Origin of the sequence: uncultured Microbulbifer sp., from assembly GCF_947498635.1 — a bacterium.
Taxonomy (GTDB): Bacteria; Pseudomonadota; Gammaproteobacteria; order Pseudomonadales; family Cellvibrionaceae; genus Microbulbifer; species Microbulbifer echini.
This window is the reverse complement of the sequence record NZ_CANMKV010000016.1, coordinates 77,039-100,583: the sequence shown is the minus strand read 5'-3', so window position 1 is coordinate 100,583 and position 23,545 is coordinate 77,039. Positions and strand designations below refer to the sequence as shown.

Below are 23,545 nucleotides of genomic sequence, written 5' to 3'. Positions count from 1 at the left end.
CGCGTGTAGCATCCTACTTCCGGCATGAATCGATTAAATATGCAGCATAATGGAACTATTTGTCCGCCGGGTTAATAGTGCTAAATCACGCGATTCATTTGGGTCGATTAGTGCTTCAGTTGAAGAATTTATACAGGAAAATAATCTTTCAAAAGACAGTCGTGAAGTTGAAGCCTTTGCCGAATCACTGCGTAAAGAGAGGTTTGTGTATGCTGATCTGGATGATGTTCTTGATCACTTCGATCATATTCGAAATCTGGTGGGTGTCGAGCATATTGGTATAGGCTCTGATTTCGATGGAGTAGGTGATAGCTTGCCAGTTGGTTTAAAAGACGTCTCAGAATACCCCAATCTTGTGCATGGACTTTTAAAGCGTGGATATAGCATGACTGACATAAAAAAGATCCTGGCAGGAAACCTACTACGGGTTTGGCAGGAAAATGAAGAATATGCCGATTTACAGGGGCAGTAGCGCTGGCTCTAAGCTATTTGTGCACTATTCTTTCAGTAAGCTATAAAGGGATATAAATTTCTCTTGAAAAAAGTGATTAATCTATTTAATGAAACCAAAAAAGTTCGATTGTTGATTGGTTGGATTGGTTTATTAATTACTGCGCCATTTATCTTGTGGGGTATGGCTGGTTTGCTAGGGATTGTCCCTTCAATGCTCAAGGTTTTTGGTCTTCCAGGCTTGCGTATACCTGCAGGTATTACAATTTTTGGTCTGCTGATAGCTGCTATTGGATTTTGGGATTATGACTAGAAATAAGCGGATAGAAATATGCTAAAAGCGTCCGATTTATTTATTTTGTTGGCGGTTTTGATTTCTTTTTGTTTGTCCGGATATTTGTGGTTTAACGGTTATAAAGAACAGGGTGTTTTTACCGCGATATGGGTGCCGAGTATTCTTACTTTCGGTATTTATTTTAAAGTTTCTGCTTTACTAGCTCGCCGGGGATAGGTGTGATCGATTCATTTATTTTATTCACCGGAATTGGTGTTTCAATATGTATGTTACTTGGTGTTATTTTGACCGTGTATGAGTTTCATAAAGCTGGCTACGAGCCAGTAAGAAATAAATCCAGGAAAAAATAATCCGTTAACAGGTAAAGTTGTAAATTGCCGAGAAGTTTAAGCAGAATTGGGTGATATATATACTAAAAAAGGGAAGCCAGAGGCTTCCCTAGTTGATTTAATACTGTTTCTATTTAAAAGTTATAGGTCATTTTACCGTAGACAAAGCGGCCGCGTGGATCGTGTTGTGATTGTACATAGCCGTAAAGATCGTTTTCGCCATCACCTATTGCGAAGGCTGGATCTTCATCAAATAGATTTTCCGCACCGAGACTGACAACCATATTATTAAAGCCAGTATATCTGGCCTGGAAGTTGACTGTCATAAAGGAGTTCACGGTACGATCTGTACGCGAAACGCCTAAATCTGGAATATCTTCAAACTCACCGATGTAATTAACACCCGCACTAAAACCAAAGTTATTTAGAGACCAGTCAGCGGTTGCTGTCCAGCGGTGCTGAGGGTATTCATATTCTCCTGCCAAGTCCTCTGTAATAGGGTCTTCTGTGGAGCCCAGCCCAACCCGCTCAAACTCGGCAAGATAGGAATAATCCAGGCGTAAACCCAATTCACCGCCGGCTAAAGCTAATCCGCTATAAACAGCAGTTAAGTCGATGCCAGAAACATCTTGCTCACCGATATTAAGATACGTTCCATAGATATCCTGAATAGGGCCTAAGCTATGCTCTGGTTTCAAAGGATCTGCGCGATCACAAATCACACTTTCCTGGCTACCACAGTATTTGTCATAAAGATATTTGGCGGGTTCTGCTTCAATCTTGTTTTCCTGAACAATGTTCCAGTAGTCCAGAGACAATTGCAGCCCCTCTAACGGTTCAAAAACTGCACCGATATTAAATGACTCCGACTCCTCAGGCTCAAGGTCGGCGTTGCCTGTGAAGACAACCGTATAGTCTGTGCTGCTGCAGAAAGTTATATTGTCGGCGCAACCATAGGTATCTTCTATAAATAATGATTTTTGCGATGGTCCTAGACCAACCTGAGCCAGTGATGGAGCACGGAACCCTGTGCCCCAGGATGCGCGCAGGGAGAGCATATCGTTAGCAGTCCAAAGTAAACTCGCCATAGGATTAGTCGTGTCGCCAAAATCACTGTAATCATCGTAACGCCCGGCCAGGCTCAGCTCGAAGTTGGCGGGCAGAGGAAATGCAAATTCAACATAGGCAGAGGTAATATCACGGCTAGCTTTTGCAAAAACGGATTCAGTACCAAAAATCAAGCCGCGCAGGAACTGATCATCGGGTTTATCGGATACCTTTTCCTCTCGGTATTCGATGCCTGTAGCCATCGCGATGGTACCGTTTCTGGTATCAACTAGATCCCCACTAATCGTAAAGTCGTAACCTGTAAATTCGGACTTGCCCTGGCGCACCAGATTGGTAGTAATTGCATCGATAATTGAATCTGGGTTTTGTACTCCACCAAAGGGATTATATCGCCCGGCATTGATCTCCTGTTGGAGAAGGTCAGTGCGCACCCACCCCTGAGATTGATTTCCGGTTTGTTTGGATTCGCTGCGAGAGCGTTGTACAGAAGCCTCCCAGTCCCATTCAGCGATACTGCCGCGCAGACCGAAGACACCACGCAGATTATCGGTTTCTATATCCCATTGGCGCGCGCCGGCATCTACCGTACGGAAACGGTAGATATCTACATCTTCACCGAAGGGGTTGTTCGGGTGGTCTGCCAGTACATAGAGTCCAGCCTTTTCATCAAGAGGCGTTGGTGCTCCCTGAGCGACAGAGGTGTTATGTTGGATGCCAATTTCACTAAAAAACTCGATGCTTTCATTCAGTTGCGAACGGCCGAGCATCAGTAGACCGGTACGCTCAGATTCTGGGGTGAGAAGGTTCCAGGGGCCATAGTTATAGAGGCAGACCCCGCCATCAACCCGGTCTTCTGGACAGCTTGGATCAGCAACAGTGGTCCCATCACTTAGGGTAAAGCTGCCAGGAAAGCCACGGGATGATCGGTTGTCATTTCCTCCGCGACTTTTTAAATTTGGGGTGTCCAGACCACGTTCTGAGCTGGTAAGGCGGCTATTTGCACTATGGTCCAAGATGACAGTGAAATTAGAGTTTTCCCCATTGATTCCCCAAACCGCACTGAAGGATCGCTCGGAATAGTCCTCTGCACTACCAAAGTCCATTGAGACTTCTGTTCCTTCAAAGTCCTTGCGCAATACCAGGTTGACCACACCGGCAACGGCGTCAGAGCCATAGATAGCTGAGGCACCGTCTTTCAGGATTTCCACTCGTTCAACCGCTGCCAGGGGGATGCTGTTGATATCTACGAAATTAGTGCTGATGCTCTCGGCGAAGGCACTAATAGCCACGCGCTTGCCATTGATCAAGACCAGAGTTGCATCGGCGCCCATACCGCGCAAACTCACCGCAGCAGCACCATTGGCGGTGGAATCCTGGTTGTTACCGCGGGTGGAGAAGGTGCCATTACCGGCGGCGGGGTGCTTCTCAAACAGTTGCTGAAGATTGGTATAACCGGATTTTTCGATGCTCTCGCGATCCATTACCTGGACTGGAGTGGCATTCTCAAATTCGGAGTTGCGGCTGATGCGCGAGCCGACAACAGTGATCTCTTCAATAGCGCCTTCTTCTGCAGCGAAGAGGGCTTGTGGGGTTGTTGTGGCGGCTGCAGCCAATATGGCGCTGGCCAATACATTGCGACGGAGAGTGAATTTTTCCATGTTTTTGCTCAACTTTTTTATTGTCATAGTCCGTGACTGGCCCAAATTGGCTGGTCGTCGAGCAACACTAGCAACGGCGGAAAACTGAAACAATTGCCTGGAGGCTGGCCGTGGGGCCGGTGGAGAAATGGGTGAGGTAGGTCGCCTTTTTATGGTGAAATGGACGACATCAAGCAGAGGGGGCCAGTTGCTTGGTAATGAGAGGACTTACATCGGTGGTGCTACTTGGCTGTTACTGGCCGGAGCTGACTGCTGAGAAAAAAAACGGCGGCAGCGAGAACGATTGAAGGTCCCGCAGGAGTGTCCCATAAAATTGAGGCCAGCAGGCCGAAGACCACAGCCAGGCAGCCAATCAGGGAGGCCAGCAGAGCCATCTGTTCCGGTGTGCGCGAGAGCCTGCGCGCTGTCGCAGCGGGAATGATCAGAAGTGCAGTGATCAGCAAAACGCCAACTACCTTCATGGCGATGGCGATTAATAGAGCCAGCATCAACATCAGGGCCATGCGTACCCTTTCCACAGGAATACCCTCTACTGAGGCCAGCTCCTCGTGAAGGGTAAAAGCCAGCAATTTTTCCCACAGCCAATAGAGCAGGCCCAAGATGCCCAACACGGTAATGGATATCAGAGCCAAATCCCGGGCGCCGACAGCGAGCAGGTCGCCGAGTAAGAGGGAAAGCAGATCCACTTTTATCTCGAATAGGCTCACAGTCACGATGCCGAGGGCCAGCATCGAGTGGGAGAGAATACCCAAGAGGGTATCCACCGCCAGCTTCTGACGGCGCTGCAGATAGACGAGCAGTATTGCCAGTAGGCAGCAAGTGGCACCGACAGCCAGGGTGGGCATAATGTGCAGGACAAAGCCCAGAGTGACGCCGAGCAGGGCGGAGTGGGCCAGCGTATCGCCGAAATACGCCATGCGTCGCCACACTGCAAAACACCCCAGCGGGCCGCTGGCTAAAGCGACCAGGAGGCCGGCGCCCAGGGCATACCAGAGAAATTGGCTATGTAGTAACTCGCCGAATTCGACCACTTAGTGTTGCTCTCTATTCTTGCCGCCGGACTTTGCGCCACAGTGGTTGTTGGTACATTCCCCCGCGATATCACCACTCAGCTTGTGTTGATGGTTGTGCTGGTGGGTATAAGGCGCGACTTTATCGCCGAACAGTTCCAGGTAGGCCGGGTCGCGACTCACTTGCTCCGGATGTCCGTGGCAGCAAATATGTTGATTGAGACACAACACTCTATCGGTGGCGGCCATCACCAAATGCAGGTCGTGGGACACCAGCAGCACCCCACAATTGAGTTCATCGCGCAGAGTGGCAATCAACTGGTAAAGCTCACTCTGCCCACCCACATCGACGCCCTGTGTGGGTTCATCCAATACCAGTAATTGCGGCTTGCGGGAGGCGGCTCGGGCGAGTAAGACCCTCTGCATTTCTCCGCCGGAGAGGTTGGCCAGGCTGGCTTGGAGCAGCTGCCCGGCGCCGACTCTGTCCAGGGCTGTCTGGGCCTGGGCGGCCTTTATGCCCGGTTGGCCCAGTTGTAGGAATCTCTGCACCGACATGGGCATGGAATTGTCGATATGCAGGCGCTGCGGCATATAACCGATACGTAAACCAGGGCGGCGCCAGATGGCGCCAGTGGAGGGCTTTGTCAGACCCAGCAGCAGCCGCAGCAGGGTAGTTTTGCCGGCGCCATTAGGGCCGATTAGGGTGACAATTTCCCCCTGCATCAACTCCAGGGAGATATCCCGGAGGAGTTGCCGGCCGGAGAGTTGCAGAGCGACGCTGTCGGCGGTTATTAACGGCGGGGAAGGGCTCAGAGCAAAATCTCCAGGACTGGCAGGGAAAACCGTATCGTAGTTTATGGCTTTCAGACGAAGATCCCACGGGAGAACCTCTAGCCAGTCGGGCTGGCGGCTTGAAGCCGGTTGTGATTATATCGCAGTTTTACGTCGCCAAATGTTTCTAATGTCTCCCTATTCACGTGTTTTACCCTTTTCCATTCTGATCCTGCTCAGCTTTGGCCTGTTGGCCTGCGCTAAACAGGCGCCTGTCGAGCGCACCGAGCTTGTGGTGAGTGTGCGCCCATTGGCACTGATTGCCAGGGAAATTGCCGGTGATAACCTACCTGTGCGGGTACTTATCCAAGGAGCCGATCCCCACCACTATGCACCCAGTGTCTCCGAACGGGCACAACTGGAGCGGGCTCTGTTGTTGGTTTGGTTGGGTCCGCAGATGGAAGGGGTACTCGCTGGGCAGGCGCGTTCCCTGCCCGACGATCGACAGCTGCAACTATTGGGCGCAGCTGAGTATGAGTATCAAGGGGCCAGTGCAGCCGATCCCCATCTGTGGTTGCGCCCGCGCAATGCAGCGCTGGTGGGTGCCCAAATTGCCGAGCGGTTGGCACAGCTGCAGCCTCAGCAGGCGGAGCTGTATCGCAGCCGCGCGCGGGATTTTTCCGAGTCCATGGCCAGTTTACAGAAGGTGCTGGATCGCTCCTTATGGGGATACCGCGATGTGCCCATCGTGGTTACCCACGATGCTTATGGGCACTTCTTTGGTTCCGCCGGAGTGAAAACCCGCGCCCTGGGGAGTGGCAGCGGCGGCGGTCACGGTGCCCGCGCGATGCTCAATTTAAGTCAGGTGGGGCGGGGCTGCCTATTTGGTGAAGCACCGAAGAATGAGCGCGACCAACAGCTGGCGGATCACATGGGACTGGAGTATGCCGCGCTGGACCTTCTTGGTGAGCAGCTGGGACCCGAGGCCCATTATCGCGACCTGATTGAATCCCTATTGACCCAGGCACGCGGTTGTCTCAGCGAAATACCGGATGCCGTTAACGAGAAAGCTGTTCAATAACTGGGTGCAATCTGTAATGGGTGCCTGAAAGGCTGAAGAGGTGGCCCGGCAGTTGAATCACCGGGCCAGGGCAAGGTTAACCGGCGTTGTCGGAGTCACTCTTTAAACGCTGTAGTTTTTCTAGGCGCACTGAATCCCGCTCAGCTTTGCGGCGCAATTTTTCCAGCTGGCGCATCTGGCGCTGAAACAGTGCTTCGGTTTGCTCCCGAGTGGCTTCTTCAAGCATAAGCTCGTGATTCGATGGCTGTGGGTATGCGCCTGAGGTGGAGGCGACTCCCTGTGTCTTTTCTGTCTGGCAGGCAGACACCGCCGCTGCTGGCATGGCCAGGATAGGGGCGGCAAACAGCAGAGTGGCGTACATCACTCCTCTCATAATTAGAGTCCTTCCTTAAACATCTGATGGGTAACATTTCCGCGGAATAAAAAAGCCTGAGCCGCCTCAGGGCAGCGAGTAGCCTTTATGTCCAGGGGGGTAACGATTTGTAAAAGTCGCTACCGGCAAGACTAGACAAGCCTGAGGATTTGGTGTGGTTACTGCGTCGATAGTTGTCACCGGCGCGTCGAGACGAGTTGGCTTTGCCGCAGGGCACAACGGCGGCGGTAAAAGTATTTAGCTGGCTGCAGCGGGCGGAAAAACTGTGTAAAGGGGGGTATCCTATCGCCCAATCTAGCGCCCCGAGCGCCCGACAGGCCCAATAACAGAATCCCAAGATTTATGAGTAAACAAAGCACCTCTGCCGCCCCGCTGATCCTTGTGGATGGCTCTTCCTACCTGTACCGCGCTTTTCACGCCCTGCCGCCATTGACTACCAGTCAGGGCCAGCCCACCGGTGCGGTTCGCGGTGTCATCAGCATGTTGCGGCGCCACCTGAAGGAACATCCAGACAGCCCTGTGGTGGTGGTGTTTGATGCGAAGGGAAAAACGTTCCGCGATGAGATGTTTGCCGAGTACAAATCTCATCGCCCACCGATGCCCGATGATCTGCGTGAGCAGATTCAGCCGATCCACGACATTATCGACGCCATGGGTCTGCCGCGCCTGGTCGTGGACGGCGTCGAGGCTGATGACGTCATCGGCACTCTGGCCCTTGAGGCCCAGCGCCGGGGGCAGGAGGTGATAATTTCCACCGGCGATAAAGATATGGCACAGCTGGTACGCCCCGGTGTCACTCTGGTCAATACCATGTCCAATACCGAGATGGACAGCGCAGGGGTGGAGAAGAAGTTTGGTGTTGGGCCGGAGCTGATCATCGATTTTCTCGCCCTGATGGGGGATAAGTCCGACAATATTCCCGGCGTTCCCGGTGTAGGGGAGAAGACCGCGCTGGCCCTTCTGCAAAACCTCGGCAGTTTGGAGAATATCTACGCAGACCTGGATGCCATTGCGCCCCTGGGTTTTCGCGGCGCCAAGACCCTCGGTAAAAAAATGGCGGAGCACCGCGAAGCGGCCGAGCTCTCCTACAAGCTGGCTACCATCAAAACCGATGTGGAAATGCCCTATCACCCCCAGGATCTGCGCAATGCAGAGCCCGACACAGAAGCGTTAATCGCACTGTTTACACAAAGTGAATTTCGCGGATGGTTGGAAGAGCTGACCAGTGAAGAGACCGAGGAAGCCATGGCTGAAGCGGTTGAACGGGACTATGTCATTGTTACCGAAATGGCGGAATTTGATGCCTGGCTGCAGCAGCTCAAAGACGCCGATATCTTTGCTTTTGATACTGAAACTACCAGCCTCAGCTACATGCAGGCAAAACTGGTGGGGGTGTCTTTTGCCGTGGAACCCTACCGCGCGGCATATGTACCCCTGGCCCACGACTATATGGGTGCTCCCGAGCAGCTACCTTTCGATGAGGTTATGGCCAAGCTGAAGCCTCTGCTGGAAGACGATCAGCAAAAGAAAGTGGGGCAGAATCTCAAGTACGACAGCCATATCCTGGCCAACTACGACATCGTATTGCGCGGTATCGCACGGGATACCATGCTGGAATCCTATGTGCTCGACAGCACTGGCAGCCGCCACGATATGGACAGTTTGGCGCTCAAATACTTGGGTGAGCACACGGTGCACTTCGAGGATATTGCTGGCAAAGGCGTAAAACAGCTCACTTTCAATCAGATCGAACTGGACAAAGCCGGTCCTTATGCCGCCGAGGATGCGGATATCACTTTGCGTCTGCACAATGCGCTGAGTGGGCGTTTGCAGCTCGAACCAACTCTGGAGAAGGTACTCGATGATATCGAGATGCCGCTCTTGCCAGTGCTCGCGCGTATGGAGCGCAATGGCGCCTATATCGATGCAAAAATGCTTGCGGTGCAGAGCGCCGAGTTGGAGCAGAAAATGCGCGACTTGGAGCAACAGTCCTACGAGGTGGCCGGGGAAGAGTTCAACCTGGGTTCCACCAAGCAGCTGGGCGTGATCCTGTTTGAGAAACTGCAGATCCCAGTGATCAAGAAAACCCCCAAGGGCGCGCCTTCCACCGCCGAAGCGGTCCTACAGGAACTGGCTCATAACCACGAGCTGCCCGCGCTGATCATGCAGTATCGCGGCTTGGCCAAACTGAAAAACACTTATACCGATAAGCTGCCAAAAATGATCGATCCCGCCAGCGGTCGGGTGCACACCTCCTATCACCAGGCGGTGGCGGCGACTGGGCGCCTCTCTTCCAGCGATCCCAACCTGCAGAATATTCCTATTCGCACCGAGGAGGGGCGCCGAATTCGCCGCGCCTTTACCGCGGACCCTCGCATCAATGGCGGCAGTGAGATCATCGCCGCGGACTACTCTCAGATCGAACTGCGCATCATGGCGCATTTGTCGGGGGACAAGGGGCTGGTGGACGCTTTCGCCCAGGGTGCCGATATTCACCGGGCCACTGCGGCCGAGGTTTTTGACGTGGCTTTGGATGCGGTCAGCGATGAACAGCGCCGCCGCGCCAAGGCGATTAACTTCGGTCTGATATACGGCATGTCCGCGTTTGGCCTGGCCAAGCAACTGGATATTCCGCGTGCCGATGCGCAAACCTATATCGACCGTTACTTTGAACGCTACCCCGGCGTGTTGCGCTATATGGAAGACACTCGCAAGCAGGCCGCGGATAAAGGCTACGTGGAGACCTTGTTTGGCCGCCGCCTGTATCTGCCGGAGATCAACTCGCGCAATGGCATGCAGCGTCAGGCTGCCGAGCGCACTGCGATCAATGCACCGATGCAGGGCTCCGCCGCAGATATCATCAAGCGCGCCATGATTGCCGTGGACGCTTGGCTCACGGAGCAGAAGCTGTCTACGAAGTTGATTATGCAGGTCCACGATGAATTGGTTCTGGAAGTGCCCCAACCGGAGGTTGAAATCGTGGCCAGCAAAGTCGTGGAGATTATGCAGAGCGCTGCACAGTTGCATGTTCCCCTGATTGTCGACCTGGGGCGCGGCAAGGATTGGGATGAGGCCCACTGAGGTCTATCAGCAAAAAGACTTGAGCGACAAGACGATGATATCAGTGAAGGCCCGGGCCGCACGGTGTGGTTAAAGAGAGCCTAAACAGCACTTAAATGGTGAAATAGACGCCAAAAATCGTGTTTTAGTCGGCGTTTTTACATTCTTTGCGAAAAAGCGTGGAACTGTTCCGACGACAGTTCCTCTAAAAAGGCAAGATCGTTGGAATGCGTCATCATCCCCCAAGGAAGTCAGATGTTTGCCCCGGACCCCCCCCAAGTCCGGGGCATTTTTTTTGCCCCCGCCTTATTTCCTCTTAACATCTTTCGTGTGCCCTAAATTTCCACTTTTCCTAGATTTAACAACATAGCCACGCCGTCGAGTCCTACTGATGCTCTCCTGGTCTAGTCTGAGCACTACAGAGTATTCATTCGTTTGTCACAAAGATCGGACGCTCTCGCAGGAGGGTTTGTCCGGGGCTGGATTGGTGGCCAGGTGTATTGATGGCCCCTGTCCAGTGGCTGCCGGGAGAGCCATTGATGCAGAGCCGAGCCATAGCGCTGGCCGCGGAGCACAAAACCCTGCAGGCGTCACTCACGCTTCCCCTGCAGGCGCGCGCGCTGGTGGTCTTTGCCCACGGTAGCGGTAGTAACCGCACCAGTCCGCGCAATACCGCTGTGGCCAACCGCCTGAATGATGCCGGATTTGGCACTTTGTTATTTGACTTGCTCAGCTCGGATGAGAGCCGCGTCGACGTGGCCACCTGCGAATACCGGTTTGATATCGACCTGAGTGCCCGCCGTTTGGTGGAGGTGATTGACTGGGTGGCAAAGGGGGAAAATACCCGGAATCTTCACATAGGATTATTCGGGTCCAGCACCGGGGCGGCGGCGGCGCTGGTTGCGGCCGCCGAACGGCCCTCACTGGTGGGTGCGGTTGTCTCACGGGGCGGTCGACCGGACTTGGCGGGGGCGGATTTGCCCCTGGTTAAGGCGCCCACATTGCTGCTGGTGGGCGGGGACGACAAGGAGGTGCTGGAACTGAATAAGGAGGCGCTGGGCCATATGGTCAATGAACCCCGTTTGCATCTGGTCCCCCACGCCAGTCATTTATTTGAGGAGCCGGGTGCAATGGATGAAGTGGTGCGGATGACGGTGCGCTGGTTTCGCGCGAGCCTGTTATGAGTCGATTGAAATTATTTAGCCTGGATACCGGCGCCGATTTTGCCGGACGCGTGGCAGCGGCCCTCGGGGAACCCCTGGCCCGGCATGAGGAGCGCTGTTTTGCTGACGGGGAGCACAAAGTGCGCCCATTGGACGATGTCGAGGGCGCAGATGTCTTCCTGGTGCAATCACTGTATCGGGACCGCTGCAGCAGTGTCGATGAAAAATTACTGCGCTGCCTGTTCTTTATTGGCGCGCTGCGCGATGCCGGGGCCGCGCGTATCACCGCGGTGATACCCTACCTGTGTTACGGGCGAAAGGACCGACGCACCAAACTGCGCGATCCTCTGCCCACCCGCTACTTGGCCAGCCTTTTTGAAGCGATGGGGACCCAGGTGGTGGTGACCCTGGAAGCCCACAACCAGGCGGCCTTCGAAAATGCCTTTCGCTGTCGCACCCTACATCTGCTGGCAGAGCCCCTGTTGCTGGAATTTGCAATAAGGCGGTTGGCCTCGGAGCAGCGCTCGGTGGTGGTGTTATCTCCGGATGAGGGCGGTATCAAGCGAGTGGAAAAACTGCGCCAAGCTCTCAGTGAGCGCCTGGGGCGCCCAGTCACTACGGCCTTTGTGGAGAAGCACCGGGATGGGGAGCGGCTCAGTGGTGGCACCTTGGTGGGTGAGGTGCGCGGGGCGGTGGTATTGATTGTGGATGATCTTATCGCCAGTGGCGCCACGCTCTATCGGGCGGGAGAAGCCGCGCAGAAGGCGGGTGCGCAGAGCCTGCTGGCCCTTGCCAGCCACGGTCAGTTTAGTGCTGACGCTTATACAAACTTGGCGCATCTACCTTTGGAGGTCGTGGCGATAACCAATTCTCTTCCCCAGCTCGACCTCCCCGAGCATTTTCAGCTGCTCGACTGTGCGCCATTGCTGGCGGAGGCGATTCGGCGCCTGCACGACAGCGGTCCGGTGAGTGAGCTCACGCTTTAAAGGCTCGCGTTAGCGCTAAACACAGAGGAATCATCTGGCGTATATAGGCGGGTTTGCGGGCGTGGGTAGACTTCGGCCTGTCGTCGGTATTTCCTTAATGCTCTTTAATCCGCAAAAACCTTCCTTTAAGTAAGAAACGTTTACATTTATTTACTCAAGCCGTTGGAACCAATAGGGGAGAGTTTGTATCGAAGAATACAGATCATTGTTGCTCCCTAACCCCAAAGCGTTAAGCTTTTTCACCCCGGAAATCCCCAAACCCGGGGTTTTTTTTGTCTGGGCAAAGAGGGCTGGGGCTAGAGCGGATATTTGTAGCGAAAAATGCGAACCGTTCCTTTTATATTCATAGTTTTGGAATCTAAGTCCAAAAATAAGGTTTTAAAAGGGATAGTATCCGCGCACCTCTGATCGTGGTGTTTACGGGCTGGGAAATCCATCGAAGCCAGCCTAACCTACCAATATGCAATCAGTTTGCATGGTAGAGGAACCCTCAGGCGTACCCGTCCCCCTGGGTGCGTCTGGCAAGTGCCCCACCCCAAGGGCACTGACCCCTAGCCGGCAGCCCCCATCTGCCGGCTTTTTTTTTCTGTTTTTTTGCCCTTCGTGATTCAAATCCCGTATCTCGCGCCATAAATACAAATGCGCTTGCAAATGATAACGATTCTCATTATCTTCAGTTTAAATCAAACAGGGGGGTTACCGTGAATTTACGTTACCTATGCGCAAACCACCGTCAGTGGTTGATCGACAATACCGGTCGAGCGGAACAGGCGTGGTTGGATTGGATAGAACGCGGCAGGATACTTTGCGAGGAGGGGAACTATAGAGAGGCGATTCCCTATTTGGGCTGCGCATTTGATGTGGCGGGTATGTTGCTCACGCAACAGTCGCCCAGCTACACCATATCGGCAACGCGCTTTAGTGAGAGTGCTGCCCAGCTGATGGCAGCTTACCGGAAGCTGGGTGATGAAAAACACCTCCAATACCTCCTCGTTGGAGCCAGTTCAGTCCTCGCGCGTCAATTGGGTGATCGGGATAAACAGGGGCTTGCCGCTGACTGTATCAGCGCGCTCTACGCCGATGGTGAATCCGCACCCCCGCACAACGGGGGAGGCCCAAGGCTGCATAAAGAGGCAGGCCTGTCCCTGCACTGAGCCGGTGACCTTAGAATCCAGAGAACCTCCACGCCTGCTGACCGTTGCGATCTCCGAGGAAGCCCTGGTTGCCCTTTTGGCAAAGCGCCACCTCAGTGCCGAGGAGCTGCATTGCGCAACCCCCCAGGTGCGCAGGCGCCTGAGAAAATTGTTGCTGCGCGCCCTGATACCGGCTGGAGGTCGGTCGTCAGTGAGCACCTTCTGATTAGCGGTCTCGGAGTCCCCGACCTCCTCGACCGCCCCTGTTCGAGAGCGGAGAGTAAAAAATTGCGCCAGCTGTAACACGGGCGCGCTCGGGTTGTGTCTCGATCGGTTGGGGTTCCTAGCGGAGCTCCCCGGTGGGTTCGGCTGACTCTGCGCGAGGCGCGAGCCAGGCATTCAGTTTGCGCTCCAGTTTATCGAGGCCAGTCTTTTTAGTGGAGGAGAAGGTTTGCAGGGTTACTCCGCGATTGAGCCCCTTCTCCTTAAGGGCTTTTTCTACGGCGAAGAGAATATTGTTGGCTGGGCCGTTTTTCATTTTGTCCGCTTTGGTCAGCAGGATATGCACGGGTAGGCCCGCCTCCACTGCCCAGGTCAGCATGTGCAGATCGAACTCTTTGAGTGGCTGGCGTATATCCATCAGCAGTACCAGGCCGCGCAGGCAAGTGCGCTGCTCCAGGTATTCGGCCAGATGGCGCTGCCACTCGTCCTTCATGGCACGTGCGACCTTGGCATAGCCGTAGCCCGGCAGGTCCACCAGGCGCTGTTGTTCAGACAGGCTGAAAAAATTGATTAACTGGGTACGCCCCGGGGTTTTGGAGGTGCGCGCCAGCTTGTTGTTGCTGGTAAGGGCATTGATGGCGCTGGACTTGCCCGCATTGGAGCGGCCAGCAAAGGCTACCTCGGCGCCGATATCCTCCGGGCACTCTGCCAGAGTCGGAGCGCTAATGAGAAATTGTATGGCACGGTAGTCCAGTTTTTGGGGTTGGGCTTCAAATTCGGTAATTGACATGGTTTAAGTCTGCTGATCCGGTACACTCGCTTGGCGCGCAAGTATATAATGCCGCGGTTTTCGCGTCGCAGGACAATTGGGGGCGACACGAAACGCCATATCTCAGCGCGCAACGGGACGACGTATGAACAGCATTCTTAAAAACACTGCTCTGGCACTCGGTTTGGTATTCGGCTTGGGAGCCGTACCTTTTGCAATGGCCTCGGGCGATGCTGCTGCGGGCAAGGCGAAGGCCGCCCAGTGCGCCGCCTGCCACGGTGCTGATGGCAACAGTCTGTCACCGGCTTTCCCAAAAATCGCCGGACTCGGTGAAAAGTACCTGTACAAGCAGCTCCAGGACATAAAGAGCAAGACTCGCGATGTACCGCAGATGATTGGTCAGCTGGACAATTTCACCGAGCAGGACCTGCAGGACCTCGCCGCTTATTTCGCCTCACAGCCGATGCAGCTCACTGGCTCCGAAGCCATCTCCGTGATGCTGAATAACGGCGACAATGTCGATGGCCTGGCTTTCGGCCGCAAGCTATACCGCGGCGGCAACAAAGAAACCGGCGTGCCGGCCTGCATGGGTTGTCACTCCCCCACGGGCCAGGGTAATGCCCCGGCGGGCTATCCGCGTCTGTCCGGACAATATCCAGAGTATATTGAAGCGCAGTTGAAAGCGTTCCGTGCGGGTACCCGTGCCAATGATGGCGAGGTTCGCACCATGCGCACCGTGGCCAAACAGCTCTCCGATGCGGAGATCAAGGCTGTCTCCAACTATATCGCTGGTCTGACCGACTAAACCGGTTAACTACAACAACGAGAGGCCGGTCACACACCGGCCTTTTTTATGCCTAGCGCTCGCTCACAGGGGTAGGAATTGGGTACAGTATGGCCACTTTTGCGACCTTTCCTTGCGCCTGGCGGTGGGAACTTAAATAATCTGCGCTGTCTATTGTGTCCTCAGTGGCCAGACAGTACGCCGCATAACAGGCGCTCGAACCACGAATGTACAAGCTGGAGAAGACTTATGAGAGCAGTGCTCGCCCCGATAACGATGGTTTTGGCTGTGTTGTTCAGCCTTGTCGCCTGCGCCCAGGAAAGCGGTGAATTTAAGGCTGGTCAATATTACCAAGTGCTGCCACAGACGGTAGCGCAGAAAGATCCCAACAAGATCGAAGTGACCGAGATGTTCTGGTACGGCTGCGCCCACTGCTACCACTTTGAGTCCACTCTGGATCGCTGGAAAGAAAAAATGCCCAGCGATGTGGCCCTGCACAAGCTGCCCGCGATCTGGCAACCGGTGATGGATGTTCACGCCCGCCTGTTCTACGTGGCCGATGCCATGGGCGTTCTCGACAAGATGCACACCCCGCTGTTCAACACCATCTACAACCAGCGCCAAATGCTGGCAATTCGTGAAGGTCGAGACTTTAAGCCAGACCTCGCGGCCATTGAAGCCCTGTTTAACAAGCACGGTGCCGATGGTGCCAAGGCTGCCAAGCTGATGAACTCCTTTGCTATCAACAGCAAGGTCAAGCAGGGTGTGGCCAATCAGCGCGCTTACAAAATGACTGGTACGCCCGAAGTGGTTGTTGCCGGTAAGTACCGCATTAGCTCCTCGCTGCCAGGCTATAAAGGCAAGAGCAATGGTCAGGAACTGATGTTACAGGTAGCGGATTACCTGATTGCCAAGGAGCGCGCCGACCGCGGCTAATGCCCCTGCCGAGTAAAACCCCGCCTAGTGCGGGGTTTTTTATGCCTGCATCTTTGCCACACTGAAATAATCCCGCTATTCCCTGCAGCTGCTGGTCACAGGAAGTCACTTTTGCGATATCCATGGATCTGTTTGTGCTTGCTGGTCCTCTCGTTCCAACCCCTGTGGGCGCAGCAGGCGACGGAGAACGACAGGTTGGCCGCGCGCGCGAGTAATTTACTTTCCTATATTGCGGTGGATTACGGAGAGAGCGTCGATAATGGCCAACTTCTCGATACCGACCTCTATCGACTCCAACAACACCATGCGGTTCAGGCTCTGGAGCTGGTGCGGGAACTGCCGGATAAGCCGGGCCGCGCAACCCTGGAGAGTGGCATAGGCGAGCTGCAAGAGGCCATTCGGCGCCGCGATAGTGGTGAAGCCGTACGCAGGCGTGCCAATGAGATAGCCGACCGCCTGGCCGCGCTCTACCAAATGCAGCGCTCTCCGGTGCACTCCCTGCCCTCCGCAAGCCTGGCTATGCCTCTTTATCGCCAACGTTGCGCCAGGTGCCATGGCAACTGGGGGCAGGGTGGCGGTGCGGTGCCTGATTTGCGAAATGTTTCGCGGATGGCGAGTTTCAGCCTTTACGATTTCTATAACACCCTCGATCCCTCTGTAGACACGGTGCACAGTCATCGCATCGATGGTGACTTGGATAGCAGGCAACGCTGGGCATTGGCTGTGACCGTGGCCGCCTTTGCGGTAAAGAACCAGCTGCCACCCTCCGCCGATCTCGCCGAGCGCTACCCGGCCCTGGTGGGGCTGCCGGGCATGGCGGTCACTCGGCCGATCGAGTTGCCCAGCAGTGTCAGAAACGCTCTGATGTGGTGGCGGGGGCACCCTCATTTGGTGCGCTCACTGGAGCACCCCCTAGCCCGAGCCGAGGGCTTGCTGCAGCTGGCGGAAACGGCTTACCGGGGCGGGGATAATGCCGGTGCTTACCATAAATTGATGCTCGCCTATCGCGAGGGTTACCAGCCTCTAGAGCAACAAATTGAGAGACACGATGCGGTTTTGCTCAGCCAGTTACAGACGCAGTGGCAGAAGCTGCGCCGGGAAGCCCTTGCCGGTGCGCCCAATGCCGAGGTAATCGCCTCGATGCAAAATTTGCGCACACTGTTGGCTAGGGCTCGCGACCAACTCGAACCGACCCTGGGAGGTGAGCGTCAGTATTTATGGGCAATCCTGCTCTTTACGCTGGCACTGGCGCTGGGACTATCGCTTTGGTGGGGACTGCGCCGGAGAAAGCGGGCTAGACTTTAAGAGGTTTGTGCGCCAATTCAGTGACTCAGCGGTGAGGAAGTTGCCCATGGCAAGAGCCCTAATGTCAGCCCTTTTTCTTTGTTGTGTGGCCCCACTTCAGGCGGCGGAACCCTTGGATGCTTTTCCCGCAGAAGTGGATGGCAAGCGACGGCATGTGATCGAGCTTCCCAAGGTGGTCGATGAAAGCCGCTTTATGGTTGAGCTGGTTCCGGGGAAGAGCTCGGTGGCCGATTGTAACCTGCGTAGTTTTCGTGCGCCCTTACAGCGCCAAGTGCTGCCGGGCTGGGGTTACCCCTATTTTGTATTGGCGGACCTGAAGCCCACGCAGGGCCCGCGAAAAGTGTGCGCGCCCGGTTCTGAATCCCGCCGTTTTATTCGGGTGCGCGGAGATGGATTGATCCTGCCTTATACGAGTAGCCAGCCCCTGGTGGTGTACCTACCCGAGGATGTTCAGCTGAAGTACCGTGTATGGCGGGCAGATAAAAATCTCTCGGATGCCCGTTCCGAATAAAGTTTTGTCCGCGTTTATCTTCTGTCTTCCTGACCCTCCACTAATTCCCCCAACACAGTGGCGCCACAATAAATATTTTTAATGCTTCTAATGCCACTGTGGGATTTTGCGTCTAGCCTTACTAAGCAAGGGATGTGAAAAAAAGCGCCTGTGCGATTTTTCACGCCGGTTTTTTTGGCTTATTGCCGTAACCGGCCAGGAACGTTGGCGGTGATGTCAGCCGCCGTTCACAGTAACCCTACTCCGCGGTAATTGCCGTGGAGCCTATACGGTAGAGCAGCGCATGAAGTCTTTGCGTAATTCCCCTCCGAGTCCTGTTTTTGTCTCCCTGCTGCAAAGTTACGCGATTATCCTGGCACTTTTCCTGCTTTTGCCTCTGGCCGCAACCGCAGAGTCGGCCCAGCAAAAATGGGCGGGCAATTGGCTGGTGGTTAGTGAGGGCGATGACCAGTTGGTGTGGCAACTCAATGCCGATGGTTCCGGTTTTGCTTATGGCTTTAATCCCGGTGGCAGGCTGACCCATGGTTTTGCCATCAATTGGCAGCTGGATGGCGATCGTGTGCGAGTGCGCACGGGGGCATCGGTCAGTTGCAAGGGCGGTGTGGTGTCGGTGGCATTTCGGGGTTGGAGTCGTTCCACCTTACTGTTCGCGGTCATCGATGGGCGGCACTGGCTACAGGCTGGCGGGGGCCTGCTGAGCTTCCAGCGTCGACTCAGTAGCTGGAGTACGCCCAAAGCTGGCAGTAATTGTCCCGATATTGCCAGCTGAGTGTTATCACCAGCCGTGTGAGAGGCCGCAGGATTTATTCACTCAGGGAGGCGTTCGCCGAGTATTGGAGTAAAGCTGTGATGCAAAGGCCCCTGGTGTTGGCGCTGATATTTTTGCTCACTTGTGTTGCAGCTTCGGCCAAGGAAGAGCAGAAAAAAGAGAAAGAAAAAAAACAAAGGGTGACAGGCTGGCATGCCCAATCGCGTTTGGATGCCAGCCAATGGGTAGGTGCCTGGCTGATTTCAAGAGACGGTGAGGCCCGCCATGTGTGGAGCCTGAAATCCGATGGCACCGGCCGCTCCTATGCCTTCCTGCCGCAAAATGGAAAAATGCAGTTTGCCTTTGGTTACGATATCCACTGGTATTTCGACCCTTTCACACAGATGGCCAATATTAAAACCGGGCGCAGAATAATTTGCCGTCGGGGAAAAATATATCCCTATTTCCTCACGTTGAAATCCTATGAGAGCGATTATTCCGTGCGGGGAAAATACGCCTGGCAAACAACTTGGACGGAAGTCAGTATCGGACGCAATCACCTGCACAAATCCCTGGTGGTTTTTGTTGCCCCCCTGTCCGCCTGGCACGACCCAGAACGAAATGCCGCCTGTCCGGAGTTTCCCCATGTGCGCCTGGAGAAAGCTATCGACCGAGTCCTGCAGCGTTGGGAGCAAAAGGATTCTCCTGAACTTGAGGTGGATACCACTCCCGCACCGGGGGAGCCGGAATTTGAAGGTGAAGAATTAAAAAAACCAGCAAAAAAAAGCGTGAAAGGCCGCAAGCGAAATTAAAATAAAATTCCACAGAAATAGAGTGGTATTGATCGACAGTTGAGCAAAGGGCCGCGTGGTATTTCCTAAGGGAAAAAGACTTAGCTGGCTTTTGCTGGGAACCTGTAAACCATGCTTTTTCCTCGGCGGGTTTTATTAATGGCAAATCGGGTATGAGCGCAGAAGTTTCTCTCGCAAATATATTGCGGAATATGTATCCCAAATTGCAGGAGGAAACCTACGTATTTTGCCAGGTTTCAGATGCTCGGTTGGAAGAGGTTTTAGCACAGAGTCTGTGTATTTTTCGCGAGGGGGAGGGTATGAGTGCGATTTTACCCAAGTGTTTGGCGCAGCAGTACGGTATCGCCTCCAGTGGTCCTTTCCGACAAATCACCCTGCAGGTATTTTCCGGACTCAGTGCGGTGGGCCTGACCGCGACTGTGGCCAGGGAGTTGGCCGATGCAGGTATAGTCGCCAACATGGTCAATGCGCTGCGTCACGACCACGTCTTTGTTCCGGAAGAGAGTGCGCAGCAGGCCCTACAGCTTTTGCGCGGACTGAGCAATCGGGTGTATTACACCTGAGTATTGGTCAGTGCGTATCAACTACCCACAGCCACAGCCCCACGGAGAAATCCGCCAACTCCTGCCTGATCTGTTTTATGTCCCGGGGACGGTAAAGCTGGCCCCGGCGGTCAGTATCAATCGCAATATGGCTATCGTGCGCTGGCGCGAGGAACTGGTGCTGGTGAATCCGGTGCGTCTGCGTCCGGCCCAGGAGGAGAAATTACTGGATCTTGGGCGGATTTCGCACGCGGTACGCCTGGGATACCACCATGGCCAGGACGACCTCTATTATCGCGACCACTTCGATCTGACCTTTTGGCGTCAGGCGGGATCGGACTTTTACCCTCCCAGCGCTGACCGGCTGTTAAAGGAGGGAGGGGACTCGCCAATACCGGGAGGTCGCTTTGTGGAACTCAGTCACAGCCGCTACCCAGAGGCACTGTGGTGGCTGCCCTGCAATGGCGGCTTACTGCTGGGCTGCGATGCGTTGCAGTACTGGGGTAAATGGTGCGGATGCAGCTGGTGCGGACGCAATCTTCTGCGTTTGTCGGGTATGCGAACCGGTATGCAGGTGCCACCGGCTTGGCGGGCACGCATGACACCAGAGGGGCGGGATTTGCGCTATTGGCTACAGGAGGATTTCGAGCGGCTGCTGGCGCTGCCATTCCTGCACTACCTGGCCGCCCACGGTGAATTCTGTGTCGATCGAGCCCATGAGAAGGTGGCCGAAGCGATAAACCGGGCGTTTCCAGGCCTCAGCAGGGCGGCCTAGTTGCTCAAGTGGTCCTCGGATAGTGTGTAACCACTCACCTTGAGCTGCGCTCGATCGAGCTAGATCATGGTAAGCTTGCGCTCCAATTTTTGGCGCGGCAATAGCCGTAGCCGTGCGCGATGTTTTATTCGATAAGTAGAGTTCCCATGAGAAGCAAGATCCTGCTGAGTGGCCTGCTGGCAACCCTGCTAGTGGCCTGCACTGCCGTTTCCACAAGCACAAACACAGCGCCCAGTGCGAATATCGACGATATTCGCCGGGACGTGAATTACCTGGCATCAGAGGAATTGGCCGGAAGAAATACGGGCAGTGCGGGTTATCTCAAGGCGGCGCAGTATGTGGCCGAACAGTTTCAGTCTATGGGTTTGGCACCGGCCGGTGAGCAGGGTTATTTCCAGGAAGTACCTTTCCGCCGGGCTAGCTGGAATGGTAAAGAACCTACTTTTGTGCTTAAGGGCGGCCGGGGCGATGTTCCCTTTGTGTTTGGTGAGGACTTTATCGCCGCACCTTCGGCGGTCAGTGAGCGTAGCGCGTTGCAGGCCGAACTGGTTTTTGTCGGCTACGGTATTGAGGCCCCGGACTACGGTCTCAATGACTACGTGGGCCTCGATGTGGAAGGCAAGGTTGCGGTAATACTGAGTGGTCGTCCCCAGAGTTTGCCCAGCGAGGTCGGTGCGCACTACGCCTCCAGCCGCAATAAGCGCGAAACTGCCGCCCGCCACGGTGCCCTGGGCTATATCACCCTCTATACACCTGAGCGGGAAAAGCGCCGCCCCTTTGCTCGCTATGCGGAGCATCGCCACGATGACACCTTCGACTGGGTAAACCGGGAAAATCTGCCGGGTAGCGCCACACCCGGCTTGTTTCCCGGTGTGATGCTCAACAGTTCCGCCGCGGCCAAACTGTTTGTCGATGCACAGCGCAGCCTGGAGAGCATCTTTACCGAGATGGAAGCCAAGCAGAGCCCGAAAGGTTTTGTCTTGCCTTACCGTGTTGATCTAAGTACTCACTCCAGCCATAAAAAAGTGGTCAGCCCCAATGTGGTGGCTCTCCTACCCGGCAGTGATCCCCAGCTGAAAGATGAATATGTGGTTTTTTCAGCGCATCTGGATCATATCGGTAAGAAGGATGACGGTCAGATTTACTACGGAGCCCAGGACAACGCGGCGGGAATCGCCGTAATGCTGGAGACCGCACGCCTGTTTGTGGAATCCGGCCGAGCCCCGCGCCGATCCCTGCTGTTTGTTGCTGTGACCGGAGAGGAGAAAGGGCTGCTGGGCTCGGATTACTTTGCCGAATATCCCACCGTGCCAATGCAGTCGATTGTGGCCAATATCAACCTGGATATGCCCATGCTGCTTTACCCCTTCCGCGACATTATTGCCTTCGGTGCCGAGCACTCCACCCTGGGGCAGATCGCCGAGCGCGCCGCCGGCCTCAGTGGTCTGAAATTGAGCCCGGACCCCATGCCGGAAGAAGTCATTTTTGTCCGTAGCGATCACTACAATTTTGTTCGTCGTGGAGTCCCATCTATATACCTGATCACAGGGCGCGAGGCTCAGGATCCAAAAATCGATGGCACTGCCAAGCAGGTTGCTTTCCTGCGCGAGCGTTACCACAAACCCGGCGATGCCCCGGATGCGGGAATTGACTATGTGGCTGCCAAGCAGTTTACCGAGGTGAACTACTTGATCGCCCGCGAAGTGGCCGATGCCGAGGAAAGGCCCTCTTGGTATGAAGGGGATTTCTTTGGGAACTTGTTTGATAAAAAATAAGAAAAACTAGAAGAATTATTTGTAAACCCCCTGATTTCGGATCATCAAGGGGTTTGCAGAGCTGGGCATTGCTCTTAATCGTATTTCACGAGTTACTCTATCATCAAAGCTGGTTCTGTATGTCCCGGTCAATACACTTGGCGTGAAGTTGGTATTGGGTTTAACCACCAGGCAGAGGTAGGTACTCTCTTGCGTTTTTCCTTGCCAACAGCGATAACTAGAATATGGCTCCGGCCAATTTTCCCTCTCCCCAACAGGCGAAGATACCGCGAGTAACTTGCCAAAGTCGTGGCCACTGCATTTAGCAAGTGCTTCTTTTGCAGTCCAGATACTCATGAACCCCTTTTCCAGAAGGTGGGCAGGCTGTTGTCGCAGCCAAGACACTTCGTAGGAGCTAAAGTAATTCTGGGCAATGTCTAGCCAATTCCTTATTGGATAGCTTCTTTCGCAGTCAATACCTATAGGGGCTTTAGATACTGTGACTGCTAAGTAGTCTGAAGTATGACTTATCGAGAGATTTGCAAGCGGAGCGCCGGCGAGATAGGCCACTGATGGCCGATTAGCATCAAGCTCAAGTTCCTGGGGAAAACAACCGAACTGTTCGGCTAAAAGGGTTCTAGCGAGTAGACGCCCGGCAAGAAATTGTTTTTTGCGGCTGGTACGACGAATGCTTTCCAAGCGTGTGTGTTCAGCACTACTTAATAAAAGTGATGAGATAGACTGCCAATCATTGGACCAGTCGATGAACGATGAACAAGTAAACTGAATCATTACATCCTATTCGGCCCATATTATAAAAAACACGTTGGTCAGTCCTTGTGGTAAGACAGGTAAAAGCTAGATCCCTAGAGGCAGCTTAAAGTCGCTCGCCAGATACCTCGGCGAAGTATATTTTGGATTTTCGCGTATGATTTTCCATGAAGTGCAACCTTGAGGGAATTAAATTCCTGTGCAGCAAAGTGTCTAGGCTGCCAACAGATATTTAGGAT

General features: G+C 54.4%; 23 protein-coding genes. 17 read left to right on the top strand and 6 right to left on the bottom strand.

Annotated features, from left to right (window positions below; translation table 11 throughout):
• Nucleotides 1–49: 49 nt before the first annotated feature.
• Complete coding sequence (locus tag Q1A69_RS10530; protein ID WP_299584961.1) at nt 50–472, top strand: membrane dipeptidase; 423 nt, start codon at nt 50–52, stop codon at nt 470–472.
• Nucleotides 473–535: 63 nt separating this feature from the next.
• On the top strand, nt 536–763 hold the full coding sequence (locus Q1A69_RS10525) for a hypothetical protein (RefSeq protein WP_299584959.1): 228 nt from the start codon (nt 536–538) through the stop codon (nt 761–763).
• A 445-nt stretch (nt 764–1,208) separates the two neighbouring features.
• Here Q1A69_RS10525 and Q1A69_RS10520 read toward each other — a convergent pair whose 3' ends face one another.
• From Q1A69_RS10520 to znuC, 3 genes are all read right to left on the bottom strand, one after another.
• Nucleotides 1,209–3,800 carry a TonB-dependent receptor gene (locus tag Q1A69_RS10520; RefSeq protein ID WP_299584957.1) on the bottom strand — a complete coding sequence of 864 codons (2,592 nt, stop codon included), beginning with the start codon at nt 3,798–3,800 and terminating at the stop codon, nt 1,209–1,211.
• 221 nt (nt 3,801–4,021) lie between these two features.
• A complete protein-coding gene (znuB, locus tag Q1A69_RS10515) occupies nt 4,022–4,831 on the bottom strand; it encodes a zinc ABC transporter permease subunit ZnuB (RefSeq protein WP_299584955.1) in 810 nt (269 codons plus the stop codon).
• A complete protein-coding gene (znuC, locus tag Q1A69_RS10510; protein ID WP_299584963.1) occupies nt 4,832–5,602 on the bottom strand; it encodes a zinc ABC transporter ATP-binding protein ZnuC in 771 nt (256 codons plus the stop codon).
• Nucleotides 5,603–5,762: 160 nt separating this feature from the next.
• Between znuC and Q1A69_RS10505 the strand changes: the two genes are divergently transcribed.
• Complete coding sequence (locus Q1A69_RS10505; protein WP_299584953.1) at nt 5,763–6,662, top strand: metal ABC transporter substrate-binding protein; 900 nt, start codon at nt 5,763–5,765, stop codon at nt 6,660–6,662.
• A 76-nt stretch (nt 6,663–6,738) separates the two neighbouring features.
• On the opposite strand, the gene Q1A69_RS10500 is transcribed toward Q1A69_RS10505, so the two are convergent.
• A complete protein-coding gene (locus Q1A69_RS10500; protein WP_299584951.1) occupies nt 6,739–7,035 on the bottom strand; it encodes a hypothetical protein in 297 nt (98 codons plus the stop codon).
• Between the two features lie 342 nt (nt 7,036–7,377).
• Here Q1A69_RS10500 and polA point away from each other — a divergent pair, with 342 nt between their 5' ends.
• The 5 genes from polA (at nt 7,378) to Q1A69_RS10475 (ending at nt 13,603) form a co-directional block, all read left to right on the top strand.
• On the top strand, nt 7,378–10,116 hold the full coding sequence (polA, locus tag Q1A69_RS10495; RefSeq protein WP_299584949.1) for a DNA polymerase I: 2,739 nt from the start codon (nt 7,378–7,380) through the stop codon (nt 10,114–10,116).
• 482 nt (nt 10,117–10,598) lie between these two features.
• On the top strand, nt 10,599–11,279 hold the full coding sequence (locus Q1A69_RS10490; RefSeq protein ID WP_299584947.1) for an alpha/beta fold hydrolase: 681 nt from the start codon (nt 10,599–10,601) through the stop codon (nt 11,277–11,279).
• On the top strand, nt 11,276–12,244 hold the full coding sequence (gene prs / locus Q1A69_RS10485) for a ribose-phosphate diphosphokinase (protein ID WP_299584946.1): 969 nt from the start codon (nt 11,276–11,278) through the stop codon (nt 12,242–12,244). Before Q1A69_RS10490 ends, prs begins: the two co-directional genes overlap by 4 nt.
• A gap of 701 nt (nt 12,245–12,945) precedes the next feature.
• Nucleotides 12,946–13,398, top strand: a complete 453-nt coding sequence (locus Q1A69_RS10480) for a hypothetical protein (protein ID WP_299584944.1) — start codon at nt 12,946–12,948, stop codon at nt 13,396–13,398.
• Nucleotides 13,399–13,402: 4 nt separating this feature from the next.
• The gene (locus tag Q1A69_RS10475; RefSeq protein ID WP_299584942.1) at nt 13,403–13,603 is read left to right on the top strand and encodes a hypothetical protein; all 201 of its coding nucleotides are present in this window, start codon (nt 13,403–13,405) and stop codon (nt 13,601–13,603) included.
• Between the two features lie 117 nt (nt 13,604–13,720).
• Here the strand turns inward: Q1A69_RS10475 and yihA are convergent, their stop codons facing one another.
• Nucleotides 13,721–14,389, bottom strand: coding sequence for a ribosome biogenesis GTP-binding protein YihA/YsxC (gene yihA / locus Q1A69_RS10470; protein ID WP_299584940.1), 669 nt, complete (start codon nt 14,387–14,389; stop codon nt 13,721–13,723).
• Between the two features lie 124 nt (nt 14,390–14,513).
• Between yihA and Q1A69_RS10465 the strand changes: the two genes are divergently transcribed.
• From Q1A69_RS10465 to Q1A69_RS10425, 9 genes are all read left to right on the top strand, one after another.
• Nucleotides 14,514–15,173, top strand: a complete 660-nt coding sequence (locus Q1A69_RS10465; protein WP_299584938.1) for a c-type cytochrome — start codon at nt 14,514–14,516, stop codon at nt 15,171–15,173.
• Between the two features lie 228 nt (nt 15,174–15,401).
• Nucleotides 15,402–16,088 carry a thiol:disulfide interchange protein DsbA/DsbL gene (locus Q1A69_RS10460; protein WP_299584936.1) on the top strand — a complete coding sequence of 229 codons (687 nt, stop codon included), beginning with the start codon at nt 15,402–15,404 and terminating at the stop codon, nt 16,086–16,088.
• Between the two features lie 111 nt (nt 16,089–16,199).
• On the top strand, nt 16,200–17,393 hold the full coding sequence (locus Q1A69_RS10455; protein WP_299584934.1) for a hypothetical protein: 1,194 nt from the start codon (nt 16,200–16,202) through the stop codon (nt 17,391–17,393).
• Nucleotides 17,394–17,439: 46 nt separating this feature from the next.
• Nucleotides 17,440–17,904 carry an ecotin family protein gene (locus Q1A69_RS10450; RefSeq protein WP_299584932.1) on the top strand — a complete coding sequence of 155 codons (465 nt, stop codon included), beginning with the start codon at nt 17,440–17,442 and terminating at the stop codon, nt 17,902–17,904.
• Nucleotides 17,905–18,187: 283 nt separating this feature from the next.
• Nucleotides 18,188–18,673, top strand: coding sequence for a hypothetical protein (locus Q1A69_RS10445; protein WP_299584930.1), 486 nt, complete (start codon nt 18,188–18,190; stop codon nt 18,671–18,673).
• Nucleotides 18,674–18,750: 77 nt separating this feature from the next.
• The gene (locus Q1A69_RS10440; RefSeq protein WP_299584928.1) at nt 18,751–19,464 is read left to right on the top strand and encodes a hypothetical protein; all 714 of its coding nucleotides are present in this window, start codon (nt 18,751–18,753) and stop codon (nt 19,462–19,464) included.
• A gap of 152 nt (nt 19,465–19,616) precedes the next feature.
• Nucleotides 19,617–20,027 (top strand): ACT domain-containing protein, encoded by a 411-nt coding sequence (locus tag Q1A69_RS10435; protein ID WP_299584926.1) that lies wholly within the window; start codon nt 19,617–19,619, stop codon nt 20,025–20,027.
• 10 nt (nt 20,028–20,037) lie between these two features.
• The gene (locus tag Q1A69_RS10430) at nt 20,038–20,781 is read left to right on the top strand and encodes a hypothetical protein (RefSeq protein WP_299584924.1); all 744 of its coding nucleotides are present in this window, start codon (nt 20,038–20,040) and stop codon (nt 20,779–20,781) included.
• Between the two features lie 146 nt (nt 20,782–20,927).
• Nucleotides 20,928–22,556 (top strand): M28 family metallopeptidase, encoded by a 1,629-nt coding sequence (locus Q1A69_RS10425; RefSeq protein WP_299584922.1) that lies wholly within the window; start codon nt 20,928–20,930, stop codon nt 22,554–22,556.
• Nucleotides 22,557–22,571: 15 nt separating this feature from the next.
• Here the strand turns inward: Q1A69_RS10425 and Q1A69_RS10420 are convergent, their stop codons facing one another.
• Entirely contained in the window at nt 22,572–23,327 is a 756-nt protein-coding gene (locus tag Q1A69_RS10420; protein ID WP_299584920.1) for a 4'-phosphopantetheinyl transferase superfamily protein, read from the bottom strand.
• Between the last annotated feature and the right edge of the window lie 218 nt (nt 23,328–23,545).